The organism is Microbacterium sp. TS-1, assembly GCF_000509385.1.
GTDB lineage: Bacteria > Actinomycetota > Actinomycetes > Actinomycetales > Microbacteriaceae > Microbacterium > Microbacterium arborescens.
The window spans coordinates 331,924-356,979 of sequence record NZ_BASQ01000002.1 but is presented as its reverse complement, the minus strand read 5'-3'; the positions used below and the strand labels follow the sequence as shown (position 1 = coordinate 356,979).

General features: G+C 69.8%; 26 protein-coding genes. 23 read left to right on the top strand and 3 right to left on the bottom strand.

Features of this window, described 5'->3' with window-relative positions; translation table 11 throughout:
* Window positions 1-816 (top strand): DUF2993 domain-containing protein, encoded by an 816-nt coding sequence (locus MTS1_RS14325; RefSeq protein ID WP_023955235.1) that lies wholly within the window; start codon window positions 1-3, stop codon window positions 814-816.
* A gap of 19 nt (window positions 817-835) precedes the next feature.
* Here the strand turns inward: MTS1_RS14325 and MTS1_RS14320 are convergent, their stop codons facing one another.
* Window positions 836-1,348 carry a hypothetical protein gene (locus MTS1_RS14320; protein WP_023955233.1) on the bottom strand — a complete coding sequence of 171 codons (513 nt, stop codon included), beginning with the start codon at window positions 1,346-1,348 and terminating at the stop codon, window positions 836-838.
* Between the two features lie 38 nt (window positions 1,349-1,386).
* Between MTS1_RS14320 and MTS1_RS14315 the strand changes: the two genes are divergently transcribed.
* The 7 genes from MTS1_RS14315 (at window position 1,387) to prfA (ending at window position 10,227) form a co-directional block, all read left to right on the top strand.
* Window positions 1,387-1,980, top strand: coding sequence for a YdeI family protein (locus tag MTS1_RS14315; protein ID WP_023955231.1), 594 nt, complete (start codon window positions 1,387-1,389; stop codon window positions 1,978-1,980).
* Window positions 1,981-2,109: 129 nt separating this feature from the next.
* Window positions 2,110-3,519 carry a diaminopimelate decarboxylase gene (gene lysA / locus MTS1_RS14310; RefSeq protein WP_023955229.1) on the top strand — a complete coding sequence of 470 codons (1,410 nt, stop codon included), beginning with the start codon at window positions 2,110-2,112 and terminating at the stop codon, window positions 3,517-3,519.
* Window positions 3,516-4,835 carry a homoserine dehydrogenase gene (locus MTS1_RS14305; protein WP_023955227.1) on the top strand — a complete coding sequence of 440 codons (1,320 nt, stop codon included), beginning with the start codon at window positions 3,516-3,518 and terminating at the stop codon, window positions 4,833-4,835. Before lysA ends, MTS1_RS14305 begins: the two co-directional genes overlap by 4 nt.
* Window position 4,836: 1 nt before the next feature.
* Window positions 4,837-5,922, top strand: coding sequence for a threonine synthase (gene thrC, locus MTS1_RS14300; protein ID WP_023955225.1), 1,086 nt, complete (start codon window positions 4,837-4,839; stop codon window positions 5,920-5,922).
* Window positions 5,919-6,848 (top strand): homoserine kinase, encoded by a 930-nt coding sequence (thrB, locus tag MTS1_RS14295; protein ID WP_036305916.1) that lies wholly within the window; start codon window positions 5,919-5,921, stop codon window positions 6,846-6,848. The genes thrC and thrB overlap by 4 nt, the downstream gene beginning before the upstream one ends.
* Window positions 6,849-7,000: 152 nt before the next feature.
* On the top strand, window positions 7,001-9,148 hold the full coding sequence (rho, locus tag MTS1_RS14290; RefSeq protein ID WP_023955221.1) for a transcription termination factor Rho: 2,148 nt from the start codon (window positions 7,001-7,003) through the stop codon (window positions 9,146-9,148).
* A gap of 2 nt (window positions 9,149-9,150) precedes the next feature.
* Window positions 9,151-10,227, top strand: coding sequence for a peptide chain release factor 1 (gene prfA / locus MTS1_RS14285; protein WP_023955219.1), 1,077 nt, complete (start codon window positions 9,151-9,153; stop codon window positions 10,225-10,227).
* Between the two features lie 105 nt (window positions 10,228-10,332).
* Here prfA and epsC read toward each other — a convergent pair whose 3' ends face one another.
* Together epsC and cysK are read right to left on the bottom strand one after the other, a co-directional pair.
* The gene (gene epsC / locus MTS1_RS14280; protein WP_023955217.1) at window positions 10,333-10,905 is read right to left on the bottom strand and encodes a serine O-acetyltransferase EpsC; all 573 of its coding nucleotides are present in this window, start codon (window positions 10,903-10,905) and stop codon (window positions 10,333-10,335) included.
* Window positions 10,905-11,858, bottom strand: coding sequence for a cysteine synthase A (gene cysK / locus MTS1_RS14275; protein WP_023955215.1), 954 nt, complete (start codon window positions 11,856-11,858; stop codon window positions 10,905-10,907). Before cysK ends, epsC begins: the two co-directional genes overlap by 1 nt.
* A gap of 126 nt (window positions 11,859-11,984) precedes the next feature.
* On the opposite strand from cysK, the gene prmC reads away from it, so the two are divergent.
* From prmC to MTS1_RS14200, 15 genes are all read left to right on the top strand, one after another.
* Window positions 11,985-12,866: a peptide chain release factor N(5)-glutamine methyltransferase gene (prmC, locus tag MTS1_RS14270; protein WP_023955213.1), complete on the top strand. Its 882-nt coding sequence runs from the start codon at window positions 11,985-11,987 to the stop codon at window positions 12,864-12,866.
* Between the two features lie 34 nt (window positions 12,867-12,900).
* Complete coding sequence (locus MTS1_RS14265) at window positions 12,901-13,659, top strand: L-threonylcarbamoyladenylate synthase (RefSeq protein ID WP_023955211.1); 759 nt, start codon at window positions 12,901-12,903, stop codon at window positions 13,657-13,659.
* Entirely contained in the window at window positions 13,656-14,813 is a 1,158-nt protein-coding gene (locus MTS1_RS14260) for an MraY family glycosyltransferase (RefSeq protein WP_023955209.1), read from the top strand. The genes MTS1_RS14265 and MTS1_RS14260 overlap by 4 nt, the downstream gene beginning before the upstream one ends.
* Window positions 14,810-15,295, top strand: a complete 486-nt coding sequence (locus MTS1_RS14255) for a hypothetical protein (protein ID WP_023955207.1) — start codon at window positions 14,810-14,812, stop codon at window positions 15,293-15,295. Before MTS1_RS14260 ends, MTS1_RS14255 begins: the two co-directional genes overlap by 4 nt.
* A 141-nt stretch (window positions 15,296-15,436) precedes the next feature.
* Window positions 15,437-16,243 (top strand): F0F1 ATP synthase subunit A, encoded by an 807-nt coding sequence (gene atpB, locus MTS1_RS14250; RefSeq protein WP_023955205.1) that lies wholly within the window; start codon window positions 15,437-15,439, stop codon window positions 16,241-16,243.
* Window positions 16,244-16,286: 43 nt separating this feature from the next.
* A complete protein-coding gene (atpE, locus tag MTS1_RS14245) occupies window positions 16,287-16,526 on the top strand; it encodes an ATP synthase F0 subunit C (protein ID WP_023955203.1) in 240 nt (79 codons plus the stop codon).
* 31 nt (window positions 16,527-16,557) lie between these two features.
* On the top strand, window positions 16,558-17,112 hold the full coding sequence (locus MTS1_RS14240) for a F0F1 ATP synthase subunit B (RefSeq protein WP_023955201.1): 555 nt from the start codon (window positions 16,558-16,560) through the stop codon (window positions 17,110-17,112).
* Window positions 17,112-17,900 (top strand): F0F1 ATP synthase subunit delta, encoded by a 789-nt coding sequence (locus MTS1_RS14235; protein ID WP_023955200.1) that lies wholly within the window; start codon window positions 17,112-17,114, stop codon window positions 17,898-17,900. Before MTS1_RS14240 ends, MTS1_RS14235 begins: the two co-directional genes overlap by 1 nt.
* 73 nt (window positions 17,901-17,973) lie before the next feature.
* Window positions 17,974-19,614: a F0F1 ATP synthase subunit alpha gene (atpA, locus tag MTS1_RS14230; protein ID WP_023955198.1), complete on the top strand. Its 1,641-nt coding sequence runs from the start codon at window positions 17,974-17,976 to the stop codon at window positions 19,612-19,614.
* A 19-nt stretch (window positions 19,615-19,633) separates the two neighbouring features.
* On the top strand, window positions 19,634-20,536 hold the full coding sequence (locus MTS1_RS14225; RefSeq protein ID WP_023955196.1) for a F0F1 ATP synthase subunit gamma: 903 nt from the start codon (window positions 19,634-19,636) through the stop codon (window positions 20,534-20,536).
* A gap of 21 nt (window positions 20,537-20,557) precedes the next feature.
* Entirely contained in the window at window positions 20,558-22,003 is a 1,446-nt protein-coding gene (gene atpD / locus MTS1_RS14220; protein WP_023955194.1) for a F0F1 ATP synthase subunit beta, read from the top strand.
* 1 nt (window position 22,004) lies between these two features.
* Window positions 22,005-22,262, top strand: a complete 258-nt coding sequence (locus MTS1_RS14215; protein ID WP_023955192.1) for a F0F1 ATP synthase subunit epsilon — start codon at window positions 22,005-22,007, stop codon at window positions 22,260-22,262.
* Between the two features lie 68 nt (window positions 22,263-22,330).
* Window positions 22,331-23,083 carry a YaaA family protein gene (locus MTS1_RS14210; RefSeq protein ID WP_023955190.1) on the top strand — a complete coding sequence of 251 codons (753 nt, stop codon included), beginning with the start codon at window positions 22,331-22,333 and terminating at the stop codon, window positions 23,081-23,083.
* Between the two features lie 111 nt (window positions 23,084-23,194).
* Window positions 23,195-23,926, top strand: a complete 732-nt coding sequence (locus MTS1_RS16735; protein WP_023955188.1) for a hypothetical protein — start codon at window positions 23,195-23,197, stop codon at window positions 23,924-23,926.
* An 83-nt stretch (window positions 23,927-24,009) separates the two neighbouring features.
* Window positions 24,010-24,993, top strand: coding sequence for an aldo/keto reductase (locus MTS1_RS14200; RefSeq protein ID WP_036305913.1), 984 nt, complete (start codon window positions 24,010-24,012; stop codon window positions 24,991-24,993).
* The last annotated feature ends 63 nt before the right edge of the window (window positions 24,994-25,056 follow it).

The window sequence follows — 25,056 nt, the reverse complement described above, 5'->3', positions numbered from 1 at the left end:
GTGAGCGGTGCCACGCAGCCCACCGTTCCGCTGCCCGAGGCGATCCCCGTGTCGCCGAAGCGACGGCGGCGGGCACTGCCGTGGATCATCGCTCTCGTCGTGGTCGTCGGCCTCGCGATCGCCGCGTGGTTCGTCGCCGAGAGCATCACGCGCAGCATCCTCACGAACACCGTGCGCGAGCAGATCATCACCCGCCTCGCGCTGCCCGAAGACCAGCAGATCGACGTCGGCTTCGACGAGCCGGTGCTGCCGCAGGTCATCGGGGGCCGGCTCGACCGTCTCGACGTTTCCAGTGACGGCATCCCGCTCGGCGACGTCCTGGCCGACGTGTCGGTGCGCGCGACCGATGTCCCCATCCGAGCCGACGGGGGCGACATCGGGTCGGCCGAGGCGACGGTGGTGTTCGCGGAGGACCAGCTGGAGACCCTGCTCTCGCAGGTCTCCGGGGTCTCGGGAGCAGGGGTCGAGCTCGACCCGCCGAACGTGACGGTGCAGGTCGAGATGCCGCTGTTCGCGCTCTCCGTCCCGCTCGGACTCGACCTGACTCCGAGCGCCGTGGACGGTGACATCGTTCTCACGCCCGCCGCCGTGCGGCTCGGCGGTGCGGAACTGACCGGCGACGACCTCCGTCAGCGGTTCGGCTCGGCCACCGACGGGGTATTGCGCGACTACCCGATCTGCATCCGCGATCGCCTTCCCGCCGGGTTGACGCTGCGCGAGGTGCGCGTCGAGCGCGGCGCACTGGTCGCCGAGGTCGACGTCGACGGAGCGATCATCCGCGATCCGGCGCTTCAGGCCGACGGAACCTGCGCCTGAGCCAGCCGCCTCGCCGCGCTCAGTGGCCGTGGGCGAGGAGCAGCGCGATGGCGACCACGGCGACCAGCCCGAGCAGCAGCGCGGATGCGATCAGACGCTGCAGCGCTGTCAGACCCGTGCGCGCGCTGGCGAGCAGCACGACCCCGACGAGCACCGCCGCGTCGGCGATGATCCCGATGATCAGCGCCGTATCGAGGTCGATGACGTCGAGCAGGGCGAGGAGCAGCGCGAGCAGGGGGAGCGACGCGGTTCCGAGGGCGACCACGGCCGTCCGCGCCATGACCGCCAGCTCTCGTCCGCTCGGAAACTGCCGATGCCCGATCTGATGGGCGATGACTTCAGCGACGAAGCCGGCGGCGGCGATGGCGAAGATGCCGACCGCGAGGGCGAAGATCGACTCGGTGACCGTGACGTGCTCGGCGGTGAAGAGGCCCGCGAGGATCGCCAATCCGGTCACGGTGGCGTAGATGCGTTCCTTCAGCGCGCCGATGCGCTCGTCGAGTCGTGCTGCATCATCGGTGTGATTGCCCATGGTCGCCTCCTGCGCCAGGCTACAAGGGTGGAGTGCTCATGACAGCGGATGCCGGCGGTCCGCCTCTTCTCGTCGTCGCGGATGCGGCCGCGTGGCGAGCCTGGCTCGATGTCTACGAGTCCGACTCCGACGGCGTGCGGCTGGTGCTCGCGAAGAAGAACGTGACGGAGCCGACGTCGCTGACGTACGCCGAGGCGCTCGACGAGGCGCTCTGCAGCGGCTGGATCGACGGCCGGCGGAACTCCCGAGACGAGTCCACCTTCCTGCAGCTGTTCACACCGCGCCGCGCCCGTTCGATCTGGTCGCTGCGCAACGTGGGGATCATCGAGCGGCTGGTCGCGGAGGGTCGCATGCGCCCGAGAGGGCAGATCGAGGTCGACCGTGCGCGCGCCGACGGACGGTGGGAGCGCGCCTACGCCGGGCAGGCCGGGGCTGCGATGCCGGTCGACCTCGAGGCGGCGCTCGCGGCGTCGCCCGCGGCATCCCGCCGGTTCGCCGCGCTCCGCGCCGCCGAGCGGTACTCCATCCTGCATCCTGTCCTGAGCGCGCCGTCGGATGCTGCGCGGGCCGCACGGATCCGCCGGGCCGTCGCCCGGCTCGCGGAAGAGGACACGCCCTCGTCGCTCTCGTGAGCGGGCTCACGGCCGTGTCTGTCGCGGGCGGTCACACCGGCGGAGCCCGCACGGCGGGTGTCCTAGACTGGCGGCACCGTCGCGGCCTCGTCTGCCGGACGGTCAGCGTCTCTCCCGATTGGTGTTCCCGTGTCCGCGTCCGACGTCCGCCCTGCCGTGCCGGAATGGCTGCTTCCTCCCGCCGACGTCAACGCACTGGTCGAAGCCGTCTGGCCGCCTCGCGCCGGCCGCGACGACAGCGGCGCGCTGTCGATCGGCGGTATCGCGGCGACCGACTTGGCCGCGCAGTTCGGCACGCCGCTCTATGTGCTCGACCAGGATGCGGTCGTCGCGCAGGCGCGTCGCGTCCGTCAGGCATTCGACGCCGCCGCCGCACGTCACGGCACGACTGCGCGCGTCTACTACGCCGGCAAGGCGTTCCTGAGCACCGAGATCGTGCGCTGGGTCACGGCGGAGGGACTCGCGGTCGACGTCGCCACCGGCGGCGAGCTCGCCGTCGCGCTGGCGGCCGGAGCGGATCCGGCGCGCATCGGGCTGCACGGCAACAACAAGTCACGCCTCGAGCTCGCGCGCGCCGTCGAACTCGGAGTCGGGTCCGTCATCGTGGACAGCCTCGTCGAGATCGACCGGATCGCCGAGATCGCCGCCGCACGCGGGGCGGTCCAGCCGGTGCTCGTCCGCGTCAACAGCGGCGTGCACGCCGAGACCCACGACTTCCTCGCGACGGCGCACGAAGACCAGAAGTTCGGCTTCGCGCTCACGGATGCCGAGGCCGTGGTCGCTCGCATCCGCGAGCTGCCCTCACTGCGTTTCGTGGGGCTCCACTGCCATATCGGATCGCAGATCTTCGGTACGGCGGGCTTCGCCGAGTCGGCGTCGCGGCTCGTGGCCGTCCACGCCCGCCTTCTGGGCGGCGGCGACGTGCCGGTGCTGAACCTCGGCGGCGGCTTCGGCATCGCCTACACCAGCGTCGACGACCCGACCCCGATCGAAGACCTGGCCGACGGGATCGTCGCGGCCGTCGCCCGCGAGTGCGAGGCCCACGGCATCCCGCTGCCGATGCTCGCCTTCGAGCCCGGCCGCGCCATCGTCGGCCGCGCCGGGGTGACCCTGTACGAGGTCGGCACCACCAAGCCGGTCCGCGTCAGCGACGAGCTCGAGCGTCTGTATGTCAGCGTCGACGGCGGCATGAGCGACAACGCACGGCCCGCCCTCTATGGAGCGGCCTATTCGGCACGAGTCGCGAACCGTCGCAGTGACGCGCCCGCTGCGCTCTCGCGTGTCGTGGGTCGGCACTGCGAGTCGGGAGACATCGTCGTCGATGCCGAATACCTGCCCGCCGACGTCACCCCGGGCGATCTGCTGGCCGTCCCGGCGACGGGCGCCTACTGCTACTCGCTCGCCAGCAACTACAACTACGTCCCCCGCCCGCCCGTCGTCGCCGTCTCGAACGGCGTCGCCCGGGTGATCGTCCGCGGCGAGACGATCGATGACCTGCTCGCCCGTGACGCGGGCATCCCCACAGAAGGAGCCGAATGACGGACTATCGCCGCCTGCGCGTGGCCCTGCTCGGAGCCGGCGCCGTCGGCTCGCAGGTCGCCGCCCTGTTGCTCAAGCACGGAGACGAACTGGCCGATCGCGCCGGAGCCGCCCTCGACCTCGTGGGCATCTCGGTGCGCGACATCGACGCGCCGCGAGACGTCGAGCTGCCCCGCGAGCTGCTGACGACCGACCCCGAGCCGCTCCTCGTCGGCTCCGACATCGTCATCGAGCTCATGGGCGGCATCGAGCCCGCGCGCACGAGCATCCTCCAGGCGATCGGTGCCGGAGCCGACATCGTGACGGCGAACAAGGCGCTGCTCGCGACCCACGGACCCGAGCTGTTCGAAGCGGCCGACCAGGTCGGCGCGTCGATCTACTACGAGGCTGCGGCCGCCGGCGCCATCCCGATCATCCGCCCGCTGCGCGACTCGCTCGCCGGCGACCGGGTGCAGCGCATCATGGGCATCGTCAACGGAACGACGAACTACATCCTCGACCGCATGGACCGCGAGGGGTCGGACTTCGCCGACGTCCTGGCCGACGCGCAGGCGCTCGGGTACGCCGAGGCCGACCCGACGGCCGACGTCGAGGGGTACGACGCCGCCCAGAAGGCCGCGATCCTCGCGTCGCTCGCCTTCCACACCGCCGTGCCGCTGAACGCCGTGCACCGCGAGGGCATCACCCAGATCGACGCCGACATGATGGATGCCGCACGCAAGGCCGGCTACGTCATCAAGCTCCTCGCCGTGTGCGAGCGGCTCGCCGACGCCGAGGTGTCGCCGTCGGGCGAGACGATCTCGGTGCGTGTGTACCCCGCGCTCGTCCCGCGCGAGCACCCGCTCGCGAGCGTCCACGGAGCCAACAACGCCGTCTTCGTCCAGGCGGAGGCCGCGGGCGATCTGATGTTCTACGGCGCGGGCGCGGGCGGGGTGCAGACCGCGTCGGCCGTGCTGGGCGACGTCGTCTCGGCCGCCCGCCGCCACATCGCCGGCGGCGTGGGCGTGGGGGAGTCCACCCGGGCGAACCTGCCGGTCGTCCCGATCGGACACGTCACGACGCGCTACCAGATCACACTCGAGGTCGACGACCGCTCCGGCGTCCTCGCCGCGGTGGCGGGCCTCCTCAGCGACGGCAACGTCTCGGTGGCGACGCTCGAGCAGACGATCGTCGCCGACGGCGATGTCCAGACCGCCCGCCTGGTCATCGGCACCCACACCGCCCGCGAGCAGGACCTCAGCGATGCCGTCGCCTCGCTCGGCGAGAGCGGCGTCGTCAAGCGCGTCGTGTCGGTGCTGCGGGTGGAGGGGGACTGACATGGCGCATGTCTGGCAGGGAGTGCTGCGCGAGTTCGCCGACCGCCTCGACGTCACCGACACCTCGACCGTCGTCACCCTGGGGGAGGGCGGCACGCCGCTCGTCCCTGCTCGCGAGCTCTCGCACCGTACGGGCGCCGACGTCTGGGTGAAGTTCGAAGGTATGAACCCGACGGGTTCGTTCAAGGACCGCGGCATGACGGTCGCGCTCTCGCGCGCCGTCGAGCACGGCGCGAAGGCGGTCATCTGCGCCTCGACGGGCAACACGTCGGCGTCTGCGGCGGCCTACGCCGCGCACGCCGGCATCACGGCTGCCGTCCTCGTCCCCGAGGGCAAGATCGCGATGGGCAAGCTGAGCCAGGCCGTCGCGCACGGGGGGCGTCTCATCCAGATCCGCGGCAACTTCGACGACTGTCTCGAGATCGCCCGCGAACTGGCCGACCATTACCCCGTGCACCTGGTCAACTCCGTCAACCCCGACCGCATCGACGGACAGAAGACCGCGGCGTACGAGATCGTGTCGCAGCTGGGTGACGCGCCGGACTTCCACTTCGTGCCCGTCGGCAACGCCGGCAACTACACGGCTCACGCTCGCGGCTATCGCGAGGAGGCCGCCCGCGGGGCAGCGACGCGCGTGCCGCGGATGTTCGGCTTCCAGGCCGCCGGATCGGCGCCGCTCGTCCGCGGCGAGGTCGTGAAAGACCCCGACACCATCGCGACGGCGATCCGCATCGGCAACCCCGCGTCGTGGCACCTCGCCCTCGAGGCGCGCGATGCGACCCAGGGCTGGTTCGGAGCCATCGACGACGAGCGCATCCTCGCGGCGCAGAAGCTCCTCGCGAGCACGGCCGGCGTGTTCGTCGAACCCGCGTCGGCGATCACCGTCGCCGGACTCCTCGACCGTGCCGAAGCGGGCGTCATCCCCGCCGGCTCGACGGTCGTGCTGACCGTCACCGGTCACGGCCTGAAGGACCCGCAGTGGGCCCTCCGCAACGCGGACGGCAGTCAGGCCGAGCCGGTCGTCGTCGACGCGACCACCTCCGAGGTGGCATCCGTGCTCGATCTCGCGCCGGAGGCGACGGCATGACCCGGTCGGTCCAGGTGCGCGTTCCCGCGACCAGCGCCAACCTCGGCCCCGGCTTCGACACTCTGGGGCTCGCGCTCAGCGTCTACGACGAACTCATCGTCACGGAACTGCCGGGCCCGGGCCTGGAGATCACCGTCGCGGGCGAGGGCGCCGCCGACGTCCCGACCGATGCCTCGCACCTCGTCGTGCGGGCGATGGCCTACGCCTACGAGGCGTTCGGGCGGACGATGCCCGGCGTGCGTCTCGAGGCGGTCAACGCGATCCCGCACGGGCGGGGGATGGGCTCGTCGGGTGCTGCGGTCGTGTCCGGCCTCCTCGCGGCGAAGGGCCTCCTCGCGGGTGACGTCGAGATCGGCGCCGATGCGCTGCTGCGCCTGGCCACCGAGCTCGAGGGGCACCCCGACAACGTCGCGCCGGCCCTGTTCGGCGGCCTCACGATCGCGTGGGTCGACGAGCACGGCCCGCAGCACAAGAAGCTCCTCGTCCACCGCGGCGTCGCGCCGCTGGTGTTCGTGCCGGACTTCACGATGTCGACATCCGTCGCCCGAGGATTCGATCCCCTCCAGGTCACCCGTGAAGACGCGATCTTCAACCTCTCGCGCTCCGCGCTGCTCGTCGCGGCCCTCACGCAGAGCCCCGATCTGCTGCTGGCCGCCACCGAGGACAAGCTCCACCAGTCCTACCGGGCGCAGGCGATGGTCGAGACCGATAAGCTCGTGCGCGCCCTGCGCGCCGAGGGGTTCGCGGCGGTCGTGTCGGGTGCCGGCCCCAGCGTCCTCGTGCTCGCCGATGGTCCGGGCCAGCGCCTCGCCGCCGCCGAGGTCGCCGCGCATACCACAGACACCCCGTGGGACGCGCGGATGCTGGCGGTCGATGTACGCGGTGGTATGGTGAGGGACCATACGGAGGGTTCCACACCTTTGTGATCTGAGCCTCCGTCGCAATTCTGCGAATCACCGCGAACACCCCTGATCCATACCCCGTGCCGTCGGCCGGACGCGTGTGGCAGGTGGATGGCGCCCGCCGTGGACGGCGCTGGACGCGGTTCTGACATATCCACCGTTTAAGAGGAGCACTCGTGGAGTCCAACTCCGAGAACCTGACGATCGACGAGACCGTCGACGCCCCGACCGAGGAAGCGGCCGAGCAGCAGGATGCCGTCGTGGAGACGCCCACCGAGGCGGCTGCCCCCGCTGAGGAGACGCGCGCCGAAGCCGCGGCATCTGACGCCTCGGACGTTGCTGCTGCCGAGGCGGACGCCCCGGCGGAGGCCGTGGAGACCGCCGAGGCCGCGGCGCCCGCCGAGCCCGCCGAGGCCGCAGCGCCCGCGGAGAAGCCGGCGAAGGCGCCGCGCAAGCGCGCGCCCCGCCGCGCCAAGAGCACCGATGTCCCGGCCACCGACGAGGCGCCCGCCGCGAAGACCGCTGCGTCCGACGCGCCCGCGGAGACCTCCGCGTCCGACGCGGAGGCGCCCGCCGCGGACGTTGTCTCGGCAGAGGCCGCGTCGACCGCCGACGAGACGGCTCCGGCCGCCGATGCCGCCGAGGCGACCGCCGACGCAGAGACCACCCCGGCGGAGACCACCGAGGCGCCGAAGAAGCCGGCGCGTGGCCGTGGCCGCGGCCGCAACGCGAAGAAGGACGCCGAGACCGAGGCCGCTCCGGGCACCGACGCCCCGGCCGAATCCGCCGACGCTCCGGCTGCCGAGGGCGCTTCCGAGACGCCCGCCGAGCAGGCGCCGGACGCCGAGGCATCCTCCGACGACTCGTCGAAGACTGAGTCCGGAGAGGGCGACGGCGAGTCGTCCGGCCGTTCGCGGAGCCGGTCGCGCAGCCGCAACCGCAACCGCAACAAGGACAACGCCCAGGGCAACCAGGGTCAGGCCGGCCAGAATCAGGGCGGCAACCAGAACCAGGGCGCGGGTCAGAACCAGGGCGGCAACAACGGCCCGGACGACGACGACGCGCCCGGCCAGAGCGGCCGTGGCCGCCAGCGCAACAAGCGGCGTGGCCAGGGCGGGGGCGGCGACGAGTTCGAGACCGAGATCAGCGAGGACGACGTCCTCATCCCGATCGCCGGTGTGCTCGACGTCCTCGACAACTACGCCTTCGTCCGCACGACCGGCTACCTCCCCGGCCCGCAGGACGTCTACGTCTCACTCGGCCAGGTCAAGAAGTACAACCTGCGCAAGGGGGACGCCGTCGTCGGCGCGATCAAGCAGCCCCGCGAGGGCGAGCAGTCGAGCCGGCAGAAGTACAACGCGCTCGTCAAGGTCGACTCGATCAACGGCCTGTCCGTCGAGGACGCCGCCGGCCGCGTCGAGTTCGGCAAGCTGACGCCCCTGTACCCGCAGGAGCGCCTGCGCCTCGAGACCGGCCCCGAGAAGCTGACCCAGCGGATCATCGACCTCGTGGCCCCGATCGGCAAGGGACAGCGCGGTCTCATCGTCGCGCCACCCAAGGCCGGCAAGACGATCGTGCTGCAGCAGATCGCCGGCGCGATCGCGCAGAACAACCCCGAGGTCCACCTCATGGTCGTGCTCGTCGACGAGCGTCCCGAAGAGGTCACCGACATGCAGCGCACGGTCAAGGGCGAGGTCATCGCCTCGACGTTCGACCGTCCCGCCGAGGACCACACCACGGTCGCCGAGCTCGCGATCGAGCGCGCCAAGCGTCTCGTCGAGCTCGGCCGCGACGTCGTCGTGCTGCTCGACTCGATCACGCGCCTCGGCCGCGCCTACAACCTGTCGGCTCCGACGTCGGGACGCGTCCTGACCGGTGGTGTCGATGCGTCGGCGCTGTACCCGCCCAAGCGCTTCTTCGGCGCGGCGCGCAACATCGAGAACGGCGGTTCGCTCACGATCCTCGCGACGGCGCTGGTGGAGACCGGGTCCAAGATGGACGAGGTCATCTTCGAGGAGTTCAAGGGCACGGGCAACAGCGAGCTGCGTCTGTCGCGTCAGCTGGCCGATAAGCGCATCTTCCCCGCCGTCGACGTCAACGCCTCGTCGACGCGTCGCGAAGAGATGCTGCTCTCGTCCGACGAGGTCAAGATCACCTGGAAGCTGCGCCGTGCCCTCGCCGGGCTCGACCAGCAGCACGCGCTGGGCGTCATCCTCGACAAGCTCAAGGAGACGCAGTCCAACGTCGAGTTCCTCGTTCAGATGCAGAAGTCGATCCCGGCGCCGACCACGCACTCGGGCGGGCACGACAACAGCATCCGCTGATCGTGTTCGAGTCGGTCCGAGGGCTGCTCGATGAGCACCGCGCGGTTCAGGAGGAGCTCTCCGATCCCGCGGTGCACGCCGACGCCGCGCGCGCCAAGCGCGTGAACCGGCGCTACGCCGAGCTGTCGCGGATCGTCGCGGCCCACGACGCGTGGGTCGCGGCATCCGACGACCTCGCGGCGGCTCGCGAGCTCGCCCGTGAGGACGACGCGTTCGCGGCGGAGGTGCCGGCCCTCGAGGAGGGGCTGCGCGAGGCGCAGGAGCGCCTGCGTCGCCTGCTCATCCCGCGCGATCCCGATGACGCCCGCGACGTCATCATGGAGATCAAGCAGGGCGAGGGGGGAGCGGAATCCGCTCTGTTCGCCGCCGACCTGCTGCGGATGTACATGCAGTACGCCGCCTCGCGCGGCTGGAAGACCGAGCTTCTCGAGCGCAACGAGTCCGACCTCGGCGGGTACAAGGACGTCCAGGTCGCCATCAAGGGATCGTCCTCCGACCCGTCGCAGGGAGTGTGGGCGCACCTGAAGTACGAGGGCGGGGTGCACCGGGTGCAGCGGGTGCCCGCCACAGAGTCGCAGGGGCGCATCCACACCTCCACGACGGGCGTGCTCGTGTTCCCCGAGGTCGATGAGCCCGAAGAGATCACGATCGACCCGAACGACCTGAAGATCGACGTCTTCCGCTCCTCGGGCCCCGGCGGGCAGTCGGTCAACACGACCGACTCCGCCGTGCGGATCACGCACGTGCCCACGGGCATCGTCGTCTCGATGCAGAACGAGAAGAGTCAGCTGCAGAACCGCGAGGCCGGCATGCGCGTGCTGCGCGCCCGGCTGCTGGCGAAGCAGCAGGAGGAGCGGGATGCCGCGGCATCCGACGCCCGCCGCTCGCAGATCCGCGGGATGGACCGGTCCGAGCGCATCCGCACCTACAACTTCCCCGAGAACCGCATCGCGGATCACCGGACGGGCTACAAGGCCTACAACCTCGATCAGGTGATGGACGGCGCCCTCGGACCCGTCATCGACAGCTGCATCGCCGCCGACGAAGAGGCCCGCCTGGCGGCTCTCGCCGACGACTGACCCTCGCGCTTCCTCGCGCTGGCGCGTCGACTCGCCAGGATCGGCGGGTCCGGTGGCCCCCCCTTCCGCCGTTTCTGGCGAGTCGACGGGAGCCGGCGATCGGACTCAGATGTGGTACTCGGGTGCGGTCAGCACCGCGCGGGTGTCCTCGCCCTCGCGGCGGACACGAGGACGGGCGGGCACGCCGACGAGCACCGAATCGGCGGGGGCGTCCTTCGTGACGACCGCGTTGGCGCCGACGACGCTTCGGGCGCCGATCGTGATCGGACCGAGGATCTTCGCGCCGGCGCCGACGGCGACACCGTCCTCGAGTGTGGGATGCCGCTTGCCGGCGTGACGGGTGCGACCGCCCAGAGTCACCCCGTGGTACAGCATGACGTCGTCGCCGACGACGGCGGTCTCGCCGATCACGACGCCCATGCCGTGGTCGATGAAGAAACGCCTGCCGATCCGCGCTCCGGGATGGATCTCGATCCCCGTGAGCCAGCGGGTCAGCTGCGACCCGGCGCGCGCGAGGAATCGCGCGCGCCGGAGCCACAGCCGGTGCATGATGCGGTACGACCAGACCGCGTGCAGCCCCGGGTACAGCAACGCGATCTCGAGGCCGCTGCGCGCCGCGGGGTCGCGGAGCTTCGCGGCGGCCAGGTCTTCGCGGATGCGTGCTCGGAGCGATCCCATCAGTCTTCGCGCAGATCCTCGAACAGCGGGGTCGAGAGGTAGCGCTCACCGAACGAGGGGATGATCACGACGATGTTCTTGCCCTCGGCCTCGGGACGCGCTGCGACCTGGAGCGCGGCCCAGACGGCCGCACCCGACGAGATGCCGACGAGGATGCCTTCCTTCTGCGCGACCTCGCGCGCGACGCGGATCGCGTCGTCGAAGGTGACATCCTGCACCTCGTCGATGACGCCCTGGTCGAGGATCGGCGGAATGAAGTTCGGCCCGATGCCCTGGATCTTGTGGGGGCCGGGCTTCCCCTCGGTCAGCAGAGGGGAGTCCTTCGGCTCGACCGCGACCACCTTCACATCGGCGAGGCGCTCCTTGAGCACTTGGCCGACGCCGGTGATCGTGCCGCCCGTGCCGATGCCGGCGACGAAGTAGCCGACCTGGCCGTCGGTGTCGCGGAGGATCTCCTCGGCCGTCGTGCGGCGGTGGATGTCGGGGTTGGCCTCGTTGGCGAACTGCTTCGCGAGGACTGCTCCCGGCGTCTCGGCGGCGATCTTCTCCGCCTCCGAGACGGCGCCCTTCATGCCCAGCGAAGGGTCGGTGAGCACGAGCTCGGCGCCGTACGCCTTGAGCAGCAGACGGCGCTCCATCGACATCGACGAGGGCATCGTGAGGATGACGCGATAGCCGCGCGCTGCGCCCACCATGGCCAGTGCGATGCCGGTGTTGCCGCTCGTGCCCTCGACGATCGTGCCGCCGGGCTGGAGAGCGCCGGCCTTCTCGGCGGCGTCGACGATGGCGATGCCGAGGCGATCCTTGACCGACGACGCCGGGTTGTAGAACTCGAGCTTGGCGAGCACCGTGCCCGGCAGGCCCTCGCTGACGCGGTTCAACCGCACGAGAGGCGTGTTGCCGTACGCGGTGGTGATGTCGGGGTGGATGCCGTGGGTGACCGGGTCGGACATGTCTGCCTTTCGGGTTTTCGAGCGGATGCCGCGTCGCGGCGGGATCGTCGCCCCAGCCTATTGTCGCCCCTCGCCGTGGGAGCCGAATGTGACGAATCCGCACTCGTGATTAGGCTTGTCGGCGCCATGAGCACCGCGCCCCCTCCCGCATCGACCCTGACCGAGGTCCTGCGTGCCGCGACCGCCGAACTCGAGGCCGCCTTCGTCCCGACCCCGCAGGTCGACGCCGAGCTCCTCGCCGCGCACGTCCTCGGCATCGGACGGGGCGAGCTGTCGGCCGCGGTCTTCCGCGGTGACTCGATCGGCGAGGAAGAGGCCGCGCGACTGGCCGACCTCGTGGCCCGCCGTGCGGCGCGCGAGCCCCTGCAGCATCTGACCGGGGTCGCACCGTTCCGCCACCTCGAGCTCCGCGTCGGTCCCGGCGTCTTCGTGCCGCGTCCCGAGACGGAATCGGTCGCGCAGATCGCGATCGACCTGCTGCGTGCTGCCGCGGGCCCCGAGCCCGTCGCCGTCGACCTCGGCACCGGGTCGGGTGCGATCGCCCTGGCGCTGGCGACGGAGGTGCCGCACGCCCGGGTCTTCGCCGCCGAGAATTCCGTCGACGCGTTCATCTGGACGAAGGAGAACTTCGCCCTCGTCGGGGCTTCGAACGCCCGCCTCGCCTTCATCGACCTCGAGCGCGCTTTCCCGGAGCTCGACGGCACCGTCTCGGTGCTCGTGTCGAACCCGCCCTACGTGCCCGACGACGCGATCCCGCGCGACCCCGAAGTGCGGCTGTGGGACCCGCCGGCGGCGCTCTACGGCGGCGCCGACGGCCTGGATGTCGTGCGGACCCTGTCGCGAGTCGGGCTCCGCCTGGTGCATCCCGGGGGCAGCATCGTCATCGAGCACGGCGAGCTGCAGGGGGCCGCGATCCGCAGCATCCTGGCCTCCGACGGGTGGTCGGCAGCGGCCACCCATCCCGATCTCACGATGCGCGACCGCACCACGACGGCCGTCCGCTCCTGAGAGCGGCCGGGGTCCGCCGTACACTGGAGCGGTCATGTCTCCCGTTTTCGACTGCCGCGACGAGACCCAGGTCCTCCCCGGCATGCGCCAGGCGCGCCAGGCCATCGGCCGCGGCGATCTCATCGTCCTGCCCACCGACACCGTCTACGGTGTCGCCGCCGACGCCTTCAGCGCCTCGGCCGTCGCCAAGCTGCTCGCCGCGAAGGGACGGGGACGGCAGTCGCCGCCCCCCGTGCTCGTCGCCGGCATCGCCACGATGCGCGCGCTCGTGGCAGAGGTGCCCGAACCGGTCGAACGGCTCGTCGAAGCGTTCTGGCCCGGCGGCCTGACGATCGTCCTGCCGGCCCAGCCGTCGCTGTCGTGGGATCTGGGCGAGACCCGAGGAACCGTGGCCGTGCGGATGCCCGCCGACCGCTTCGCTCTCGAGCTTCTCGAGGAGTGCGGGCCGCTGGCGGTCTCGAGCGCGAACCGCACGAAGATGAACGCCGCCGTCACGATCGACGACGCGGTGCGGATGCTGGGCGACAGCGTCTCGGTCTATCTCGACGGCGGCCCGGCCGCGACCGGCATCGCCTCGACGATCATCGACGCGACGACGCTGGTCGGCTCCGACCCCGCTCCCGTGCGCGTGCTGCGCGAGGGAGCTGTCAGCCGTGAGGCGCTGCGCGACGTGCTCGGAGACCTGCTCGAGCCCGACCCGGAGCCCGAGCACGCCGAGGCGGCGAACCGCACCCCGATGGAGCCCGGCTCCGGGAGCGGTACCGGCGAGGCCGCCGGCGGCAGCGTCGCGTGAGGCTCTACCTGGCCACCTTCGTGGTCACGGCCCTCGTCACCTTCGGGCTGACGTGGCTCGTCCTCAAGGTGAGCCTGCGGTACAAGCTCTACCCCGAGATCCGCGACCGCGACGTCCATAAGACGCCGACGCCGCGGCTCGGCGGCGTCGGGATGTTCCTCGGCGCCACGGCGGTCATCCTGACCTCCTCGCAGATCCCGTTCTTCGCGATCTTCTGGGCCAAACCCGAACCGATCTGGGCCATCCTCGCCGCTACCGCCCTCATCGTCGTGGTCGGGGTCGCCGACGACCTGTGGGACCTCGACTGGCTCATCAAGCTCGGTGCGCAGTTCGCCGCGGCGGCCATCGTCGTCGGTTTCGGGGGAGTGCAGATGTACACGATCCCCCTCGGCGGTCAGACGGTCGTGTCGAGCGCCGCGAGCTTCACCATCACGGTGTTCTCGATCGTCGTCGTGATGAACGCCGTCAACTTCATCGACGGTCTCGACGGCCTCGTGGCGGGCGTCGCGCTGATCGCGAACGGCGTCTTCTTCACCTACACCTACCTGCTCGGCCGCGACTTCGGGGCGAGCAGCTACGCGAACCTGGCATCCTTCCTCGCCGTCGTGCTCCTCGGCGTGTGCGCCGGGTTCCTGCCGCTGAACTGGAACCCCGCGAAGCTCTTCATGGGCGACTCCGGAGCGCTCATGATCGGACTGCTCATGAGCTGCTCGGCCATTCTCGTCACGGGCACCCTCGTCCCGGCCACGGGTGACAACGACGTTTTCGGCCGATCGCAGCTGCTGGGTGCGTTCATCCCCATCCTGCTGCCCGTCGTCGTGGTCCTCCTGCCGCTGCTCGACTTCGGGATGGCGGTCATCCGCCGCATGTCGCGGGGCAAGTCGCCGTTCTCGCCCGACCGCAAGCACCTGCATCACCGCATGCTCGACATGGGTCACAGCGACCGCGACGCCGTGCTGATCTTCTACGCCTGGACGACGGTCGTCAGCCTCTCGGTGCTGCTGATGTACATCGGAACCACCGCCGCCTGGCCGGGGGACTACCTCTTCGGCCTCGGCTTCCTCGTCCTCGGCGTCGCCGCGTGCCTCGTCGTGACCTTCATCCCCGCGCGCCCTCAGCGCCCGGCCGTCCCCGTGAAAGAGCCCTCCTCGTGACTGCGAACACCCCCGATCCCGCCGCTCGCCGCCGCATCTCCAGCACGCCCATCCTGCGCGCAGCGCTCACCTGGGGATTGATCGTCGGCGTCGTCGTCGCGGCGGCGCTCGCGCTCGTCGGCGGACTCGTCGCGGGCACGGAGGGCGCGTGGAGCGGTGTGCTGGGCGCGCTGGTCGGCATCGTCTTCCCGGCGTTCACCGCGCTCAGCATCCTGATCGGCAACCACTGGTACGGGCACCCGCAGTGGCTCCAAATCTTCTTCGCCGTCGTGCTCGGCGGGTGGCTGCTGAAGTTCGTCCTCGTGATCGTCGCGCTGCTGCTGCTGTTCCAGGTGGAGTGGCTCGAGCGGGGGATCTTCGCCCTCGCCGTGATCGTGGCGGCGATCGCGTCGCTCGCCGTCGATCTGGTCGTGCTCAGCCGGATGCGGCTCTCGGGGGCCTCGGATGTCGCGCTTCCGACGCGCGACACGATCCAGGATTAGGTCGAGCCGTAACCTTTGGTAGTGTGGGACTACACTCTGCGGCTGGTGTGCAGTGGCGACACTGAGGCCCCGCTGGAGTTGTTCCCCTTCTAACCCTCACCGAGCTAGTCCTGGCTGGCCCGAGAAGCTGGAGCCAATACGTTGACTCAAGCGACGACGATTGTCGCAGCGGCGGCATCGGACAACGAGTTCCACCCGCCGTCCATCTCCGACTTCTTCCCGCCGGCTCTGCTGTTCGAAGGCACGCCCTTCGAATTCACCCGGATCAGCATGGTCCAGGTCATCGCGACCGTGGCGCTGGTGATCTTCCTGGTGGTCGGCACGCGCCGCCTCTCGGTGGTCCCCGGCCGGTTCCAGAGCGTGGTCGAGTTCGGCTTCGGCTTCGTCCGCGACCAGGTCGTGTACCAGGTCCTGGGCGAGAAGGACGGCCGCCGCTTCCTGCCTCTGCTGACGGCGATGTTCTTCACGATCCTGTTCATGAACCTCACCGGCGTCATCCCCGGCATGAACATCGCGGGAACCTCGGTGGCCGGTGCGCCGCTGGTGTTCGCGCTCGTGGCGTACGTCATGTTCATCTACGCCGGCATCCGCAAGCACGGCGTCGGGCACTTCATCAAGAACTCGCTCGTGCCGAGCGGTGTTCCGGTCTACCTGCTGCCGATCATCGCGCTCGTCGAGCTCATCTCGACCTTCATCGCGCGCCCGGTGTCGCTCTTCCTGCGACTGCTGCTGAACATGATGGTCGGCCACCTCATGCTCGTGCTGTTCTTCGCGGCGACCCAGTTCTTCCTCCTGGGCCTCAACGCCTTCACGCCGCTCGCGGCGGGAACGCTCGCGATGGGCTTCGCCTTCACCCTCTTCGAGATCTTCGTCTCGATCCTCCAGGCCTACGTCTTCACGATCCTCACCGCGGTCTACATCCAGCTCGCGGTCGCGGAAGAGCACTGACGAGCAGCTGACCGGCTGCTCGCCCTACGAAAGGAAAACACCAGTGGACGCAACGACGGTTCTCGCCCAGGTCACCGGCAACATCGCGACCGTGGGTTACGGCCTCGCGGCCATCGGCCCGGCCATCGGCCTCGGCATCATGATCGGCAAGACCATCGAGTCGACCGCCCGTCAGCCCGAGCTCGCAGGCCGCCTGCAGAGCACCATGTTCATCGGTGTCGCGTTCATCGAGATCCTCGCGCTGATCGGCATCGTCACGCCGTTCATCTTCAACGCGCTCTGATCCCGACGCGACCCACAGATAAGGAGACAGGATGCTGAACGCTCTTGTCACGCTTGCGGCGGAGGAGGGATCCAACCAGGTCCCGATCCTCCCGGCGGTCTACGACATCATCTGGTCGGCTGTCTGCTTCCTCGTCATCATCTTCGTGGTGGTGCGCTACGCGATGCCGCGCCTGAACACGGTGCTGGACGCGCGCAGCGCGGCCATCGAGGGCAACATCGCCAAGGCCGATGAAGCCCAGCGCAAGGCCGAGGCGGCACTCGAGGAGTACACCGCTCAGCTGGCCGAGGCCCGCAAGGAGGCCGGTGAGATCCGCGACGCCGCTCGCGAGGACGGTCGCAAGATCGTCGCCGAGGCGAAGCAGAACGCATCGGCCGAGGCCGAGCGCCTCACCGCGGCAGCGCACACGCAGATCGAGGCCGAGCGTCAGGCGGCTGTCGTCTCGCTGCGCAGCGAGGTCGGCACGCTGGCCCTCGACCTGGCCGGCGGCGTCATCGGCGAGACCCTGTCCGACGACCAGAAGGCTCAGGCCGTCGTCGACCGTTTCCTCAGCGAGCTCGAGGCCTCCGAGAAGGCGTCGAACTGATGGGCAGCGCGACCACTCAGGCACTCGTCGCGACGACGGCGGCCATCGCCGAGACCCCCGGGCTCACGCTCGACGTGTCCGGTGAGCTGTTCGTCGCCGCGCGGGCTCTGGCGGACTCGCCGCAGCTGAGCGGCGCGCTGACGGACAACGCGGCCTCGCCGCAGGCCCGCGACAAGGTCGTCGGCGACGTGTTCGGTCCGGCCTTCGCGCCGCAGACCGTGTCGCTGCTGCGCACCGCCGTCGCGCAGCGCTGGTCCTCGGTCGACGACTTCGTCGACGCCGTCGAGGAACTGGCGATCCGCGCCGCGGCGGTCGCCGACCAGGGTGACCTCGAGAACGAGCTTTTCGGGGTGCTGCACACCGTCTCGGCCAACCCCGAGCTCGAGCTCGCCCTCGGCAGCCGGCTGGGTGAGGCCTCGGCCAAGGGAGCGCTCGTCGATCGTCTCCTCGAGGGGCGCGCCGGTGCCGCCACGCGGCTCATCGCGTCGGCGATCGTGCAGCGTCCGCGCGAGCGCCGCGTGCGTCAGCTGCTCGAGCGGGCCATCCGCATCGTCTCGAACCAGCGCGGCCGCGTCGTCGCGAGCGTCCGCACGGCGACCTCGCTCAACGATCAGCAGCGCGCCCGCCTCGCCGAGACCCTCTCGAACCGCTACGGCACGCCTGTCGCGCTCAACCTCGTCGTCGACCCCGCGGTCGTCGGCGGGCTGCGCATCGAGATCGGCGACGACGTGATCGACGCGACCGTCGCCTCCCGCCTCTCCGATCTCCGCCAGCGACTGGCGGGCTGACCCACCTCACCGCCCGCAGGGGCGCACCGGCCGGATGCATCCGGACCCTCAGACTCAGGACCGAAGGAACACCATGGCAGAACTGTCCATCAGCCCGGATGTCATCCGTGACGCGCTGAAAGACTTCGTCGCCGCGTACGAGCCCACCGGGGCCGCCGCGACCGAGGTCGGCACCGTCGTCGACGCGGCGGACGGCATCGCCCACGTCGAGGGTCTGCCCGGCGTCATGGCGAACGAGCTCGTCCGCTTCGACAACGGCGTGGAGGGTCTCGCGCAGAACCTCGACGAGCACGAGATCGGTGTCGTCATCCTCGGCGACTTCGCCGGCATCGAAGCAGGCCAGAAGGTCACCCGCACGGGCGAGGTTCTCTCGGTCGGTGTCGGCGAGGGCTACCTCGGCCGCGTCGTCGACCCGCTCGGCAACCCGATCGACGGTCTCGGCGAGATCGCCACGACCGGCCGCCGCGCCCTTGAGCTCCAGGCACCCGGCGTCATGCAGCGCAAGTCGGTCCACGAGCCGATGCAGACCGGCATCAAGGCGATCGACGCCATGATCCCCGTCGGCCGCGGTCAGCGTCAGCTGATCATCGGCGACCGCCAGACCGGCAAGACGGCGATCGCGATCGACACGATCATCAACCAGAAGGCCAACTGGGAGTCGGGCGACGTCAACAAGCAGGTTCGCTGCATCTACGTCGCCATCGGCCAGAAGGGCTCGACCATCGCTTCGGTGAAGGGCGCGCTCGAGGACGCCGGTGCCATGGAGTACACGACGATCGTCGCGGCTCCGGCATCCGACCCCGCCGGCTTCAAGTACCTCGCTCCGTACACCGGCTCGGCCATCGGCCAGCACTGGATGTACGAGGGCAAGCACGTCCTGATCATCTTCGACGACCTGTCGAAGCAGGCCGAGGCATACCGCGCCGTCTCGCTGCTGCTGCGTCGTCCGCCGGGCCGCGAGGCGTACCCCGGTGACGTCTTCTACCTGCACTCGCGTCTGCTCGAGCGCTGCGCGAAGCTCTCGGACGACCTGGGCGCGGGTTCGATGACGGGTCTGCCGATCATCGAGACCAAGGCCAACGACGTCTCGGCGTACATCCCGACCAACGTGATCTCGATCACCGACGGCCAGATCTTCCTGCAGTCCGACCTGTTCAACGCCAACCAGCGTCCCGCGGTCGACGTGGGCATCTCGGTGTCGCGCGTCGGCGGCGACGCTCAGGTCAAGTCGATCAAGAAGGTCTCGGGAACGCTGAAGCTCGAGCTCGCCCAGTACCGCTCGCTCGAGGCGTTCGCGATGTTCGCGTCGGACCTCGACGCCGCGTCGCGTCGTCAGCTGGCGCGTGGTGCGCGTCTGACCGAGCTGCTCAAGCAGCCGCAGTACTCGCCGTACCCCGTCGAGGAGCAGGTCGTCTCGATCTGGGCCGGAACCAACGGCAAGCTCGACACCATCGAGGTCGAGGACGTCCTGACCTTCGAGCGCGAGCTGCTCGACTACCTCAAGCGCAACACGTCGATCCTCGACACGCTGCGTGAGACCAACGTGCTGGGCGACGACACCGTCGCCGAGCTCGAGAAGGTCGTCGACGAGTTCGTGCTCGAGTTCCAGGGCGGAAAGGGCCAGGCCATCAACAAGCCGGGCCACGAGGAGACCGCCGCCGCCGAGGCCGATGACGTGAACCAGGAGCAGATCGTCAAGGGCCGCCGCGGCTGACGCGGAGGACGACACACTTATGGGCGCACAACTCCGGGTCTACAAGCAGAAGATCAGTTCTGCTCAGACGACCAAGAAGATCACGAAGGCGATGGAGCTCATCGCGGCTTCGCGCATTCAGAAGGCGATGGGACGCGTCCGCGCGTCCTCTCCCTTCGCGCGGGCTGTGACGCGTGCCGTCTCCGCGGTGGCGACCCACTCCGACGTCGAGCACCCGCTGACGACCGAGCGCGAAACGATCCGTCGTTCCGCCGTCGTCATCTTCGCCTCCGACCGCGGCCTCGCCGGCGCGTTCAACTCGCAGATCCTCCGTGAGGGTCTCGAGCTGGCCGAGCTGCTGCGGTCGCAGGGCAAGGAAGTGGACTACTACCTCATCGGTCGCAAGGCCGTCGGGTACTTCCAGTTCCGCCGGATGCGGGCTGCGGGGGAGTGGACGGGTGACACCGATACGCCGCACTTCAGCACGGCCGAGCAGGTCGCCGGGGCTCTCCTCGACGCCTACGCTCAGGGCGGCGAAGACGGCGGCGTCGACGAGATCCACCTCGTGTACAACCGTTTCGTCAGCATGATGACGCAGACGCCGGAAGCGGTCCGTCTGCTGCCCCTCGAGGTCGTCGAGGCCGATGCCGCGACGGCGGACCAGGCTCCGGTCTATCCGCTGTACGAGTTCGAGCCCGACCCCGAGACGGTGCTCGACGCGCTGCTGCCGGTCTACGTCCAGAGCCGCGTGTTCAACGCGCTGCTCCAGTCGTCCGCCGCGAAGCACGCCGCGACGCAGAAGGCGATGAAGTCGGCGAGCGACAACGCCGACAAGCTCATCACCGACTACACCCGCCTGCGCAACAACGCTCGCCAGGCCGAGATCACTCAGCAGATCGCCGAGATCGTCGGCGGCGCCGACGCTCTGGCGTCGGGCAAGTAAGACCAACCGAAAGAGACAGACATGACCACCGTCACTGCCGAAGCCACGTCGGTCGTCGGCCGCGTTGCGCGCGTCACCGGCCCCGTCGTCGACATCGAGTTCCCGCACGACTCGATCCCCGACATCTACAACGCGCTCAAGACCACGATCACGATCGACGGCGCGTCGACCGAGATCACCCTCGAGGTCGCTCAGCACCTCGGCGACGACCTCGTCCGCGCGATCTCGCTGAAGCCGACCGACGGCATGGTCCGCGGCCAGGAGGTGCGCGACACCGGTGGCCCCATCACGGTCCCCGTCGGCGACGTCACCAAGGGCAAGGTCTTCAACGTCACGGGCGACGTTCTCAACGCCGCCGAGGGCGAGACCATCGAGGTCACCGAGCGCTGGGGCATCCACCGCCAGGCGCCGAGCTTCGACCAGCTCGAGTCGAAGACCCAGATGTTCGAGACCGGCATCAAGGTCATCGACCTCCTCACGCCCTACGTCCAGGGTGGAAAGATCGGCCTCTTCGGTGGTGCCGGCGTCGGCAAGACCGTCCTCATCCAGGAGATGATCCAGCGCGTCGCGCAGGACCACGGTGGTGTGTCGGTGTTCGCCGGTGTCGGTGAGCGCACGCGTGAGGGCAACGACCTCATCCACGAGATGGAGGAGGCGGGCGTCTTCGACAAGACCGCCCTCGTCTTCGGCCAGATGGACGAGCCGCCGGGGACGCGTCTGCGCGTCGCCCTGTCGGCCCTGACGATGGCGGAGTACTTCCGCGACGTGCAGAAGCAGGACGTGCTGCTCTTCATCGACAACATCTTCCGCTTCACGCAGGCCGGCTCCGAGGTCTCCACGCTGCTGGGCCGCATGCCCTCGGCCGTGGGCTACCAGCCCAACCTCGCCGACGAGATGGGTGTGCTCCAGGAGCGCATCACCTCGACGCGCGGTCACTCGATCACCTCGCTGCAGGCGATCTACGTCCCCGCTGACGACTACACCGACCCCGCCCCGGCGACGACCTTCGCTCACCTCGACGCGACGACCGAGCTCTCGCGCGAGATCGCGTCGAAGGGTCTCTACCCGGCCGTCGACCCGCTGAGCTCGACGAGCCGCATCCTCGACCCGCGCTACATCGGTGAGGACCACTACCGCGTGGCCACCGCCGTGAAGCAGATCCTGCAGAAGAACAAGGAACTGCAGGAGATCATCGCGATCCTCGGTGTCGACGAGCTCTCCGAAGAGGACAAGATCGTCGTGTCGCGTGCACGTCGCATCCAGCAGTTCCTCTCGCAGAACACCTACATGGCGAAGAAGTTCACCGGTGTCGAGGGCTCCACGGTCCCGATCAAGGAGACCATCGAGTCGTTCGACGCGATCGTCAAGGGCGACTTCGACCACGTGGCCGAGCAGGCCTTCTTCAACGTCGGCGGTATCGGCGACGTCGAAGAGAAGTGGGCGAAGATCCAGAAGGAGAACAGCTGACATGGCTCTGACGGTCACGCTCGTCTCCGCCGAGGCGGAGGTCTGGTCGGGTGAGGCATCCCTCGTCGTGGCCAAGACCGTCGAGGGCGAGATCGGCTTCATGGCGGGGCACGAGCCGGTGCTCGCCATCCTCGCCGAGGGCCAGGTGCGCATCACGCAGCCGGGCGGCGAGAAGATCGTCGCCAACGCGCAGGACGGCTTCCTGTCGATGGAGGGTGACGAGCTCACTATCGTGGCTGGCAACGCCGCGCTGGCCTGACCCGTACCGCGTCTACGAGAGACCGCACCCTCCGGGGTGCGGTCTCTCGCGTTGAAGGGAGACAACGGATGCTGGTGCTGCTGCCACCCTCCGAGACCAAGCGTGCCGGCGGCACCGGCGCGCCGCTCGACATCGACGCGCTCGCGTTGCCGCAGCTGGCCCCCGAGCGACGGGCCGCGGTCGCTGCCCTCGTCGCACTGTCGGCGGACCCGGATGCCGCAGCGCGGGTGCTGAAGCTCAGCGCCCGTCAGCGGGGCGAGGTCGCGGTCAACGCCGAGCTGACGACGTCTCCGACGATGCCGGCCGTCGACCGCTACACGGGTGTGCTGTTCGATGCGCTGGGCTCGACGAATCTCGATTCCGCCGCACGAGACTGGCTCGGGGAGCACGTGCTCATCCAGTCGGCGCCGTTCGGTCCCGTCGCCGCACTCGACCCGATCCCCGCGTACCGTCTCGCGGCCGGGGCATCACTCCCCGGCATCCCGCCGCTCCGGCGTCACTGGGCTGCCGCAGGCTCCGCCGCCCTGGGGCAGACGAATGCGCCTTTCGTCTTGGATCTGCGATCCGAGGCCTATGTGGCGCTCGCTCCGGTGCCTGCGGCGATGTCGTCGGCCTTCGTACGCGTCGTCTCCGCCGGCGCCGATGGGACGGTACGCGCGCTGAACCATTTCAACAAGCACGCGAAGGGCGAGCTGACCCGCGCGCTCGCGCTTTCGGCGCCGGCGGTGGCGTCGCGAGCCGATCTCGTCGCCTGGGCGGATGCGAACGGGTGGGTGCTGCGCGAGGCAGCGGTATCCGGCGAACTCGAGCTCGTCGTCTGAGTCAGCGGGGACCGGCCGTCACCGTCTCACGCGACAGCCCGTGGTTCGCTAGCATGAGCGGCGACCGACGACGCGAGCGCGTCGTCCAGGTCACGACTGAGGAGGTCGTTCATGTCGGGTTACTACGACGATGGTGCGGGGGCGGGCGCGGTTCTCGCCCTTCTCCTGCTGATCCTTCCCATCATCCTGATCCTCGCGCTCGCGGGCTACATCATCAGCTCGTTCTTCTACATGAAGATCTTCGAGAAGGCCGGTGTGCAGGGCAAGTGGCGAGCGTGGGTCCCGTTCTACCGCGAGATGGTGTTCGCCAAGCTCGGCGACATCTCCCCGTGGGTCATGCTGGGCGCGATCATCGCCACGGGCGTGCTGAGCAACATCCCGGGCATCGGCTTCATCTTCGGCTACCTCGCGATCATCGCTCTCGCTCTGGCGAGCGTTCGCGTGGGCCAGAAGCTCGGCAAGGACTGGCCGCTCGTGCTGCTCTACATTCTTCCGGGCATCGGCGGCTTGATCTGGCTGGGTATCGCAGCCTTCTCGAGCTCGCCGTGGAACCCCAACGTGCAGCCTTCGCCGTGGCGCACCTCGTTCCTTCGCGACACGACCGTCTGGCAGGGGATCCCCGTTCAGCCCGATGGCGGAGCAGCTCCTGCAGCCGGCGCCTACGGTGCCCCCGGCGCCGGATACGCTCCGCCCGCGGCCCCCAGCACCCCGCCGGCCGGCTCGTACCCGCCGCCCGCTGCTCCGCCGGCACCTCCGGCCGGTGCCTACCCGCCGCCGGCAGCACAGCCGCCCGTCACGCCGCCGACCACCGAGCCTCCCGCTCCGGACGCCCCGCGGCAGTGAACACCCGAGGAGCCCTCGTCGAAAGACGGGGGCTCCTCCTCGTCTCGGCCGTGCACACCGTGCCCCGGGTCTACGGTGGAAGGATGGACGACGCAGTGCAGACCCGGCGACTCGGAACCTCCGGCCTTCTCGTCTCGGCCGTCGGGCTGGGATGCAACAACTTCGGTCGGCGGGGGACGCCCACACAGACGCTGGACGGCACGGTCGCCGTGCTGGATGCCGCCTTCGACGCCGGCATCACCTTCTTCGACACCGCCGACATCTACGGCGGGGAGCCCGGCCTGTCCGAGACTCTGATGGGCGAAGCGCTGCGCGGGCGCCGTGACCGCGTCGTCGTGGCCACGAAGTTCGGCCACAGTGCGGTGGACCTCGGTCTGCCCGGCGCCAAGGGGTCGCGCGTCTACATCCGTCGAGCGGTTGAGGCGTCGCTCGAGCGTCTGCAGACGGACTGGATCGATCTCTATCAGCTGCACACGCCCGACCCCGAGACGCCCATCGAGGAGACGCTCGACGCGCTGTCGGAACTCGTTCGCGAAGGGAAGATCCGTTACATCGGCCATTCCAATTTCGCGGGGTGGCAGATCGCCGAGGCGGAGGCGGTCGCACGCGCCCGCGGGGATGTGCCGTTCGTCTCCGCGCAGAATCACTACAGCCTGCTCGCGCGCGCCGCCGAGCGAGAGGTGCTGCCGGCCGTCCGGCACTTCGGCCGTGGCTTCCTGCCGTACTTCCCGCTGCACAACGGCCTGCTGACCGGGAAGTTCACGCGGGATCACATTCCCGCCGACACGCGTGTCGCTCGGGAGCGGCGTCACCTGTGGGAGAACGCGCCGTGGGATGCCATCGAGGCCTACCGCTCGTTCTGCGATGAGCGGGGTATCACGATGGTGCAGGCGACCTTCGGCTGGCTCCTGGCGCAGCCCGCGCTGAGCAGCATGATCGCCGGCGCGACCTCTCCCGAGCAGGTGCGCTCGAACGCCGCGGCGGCCTCGGCGTGGCAGCCCAGCGCCGATGAGTTGGCGACGATCGACTCGCTCTTCCCGCTTCCGTCGGACCCCGCCGCGGGCTGACGGAATCCCGCACCACGGGTGCGTCCACTAGAGTGTGACACGCCCATCCGTCGACGAAAGAAG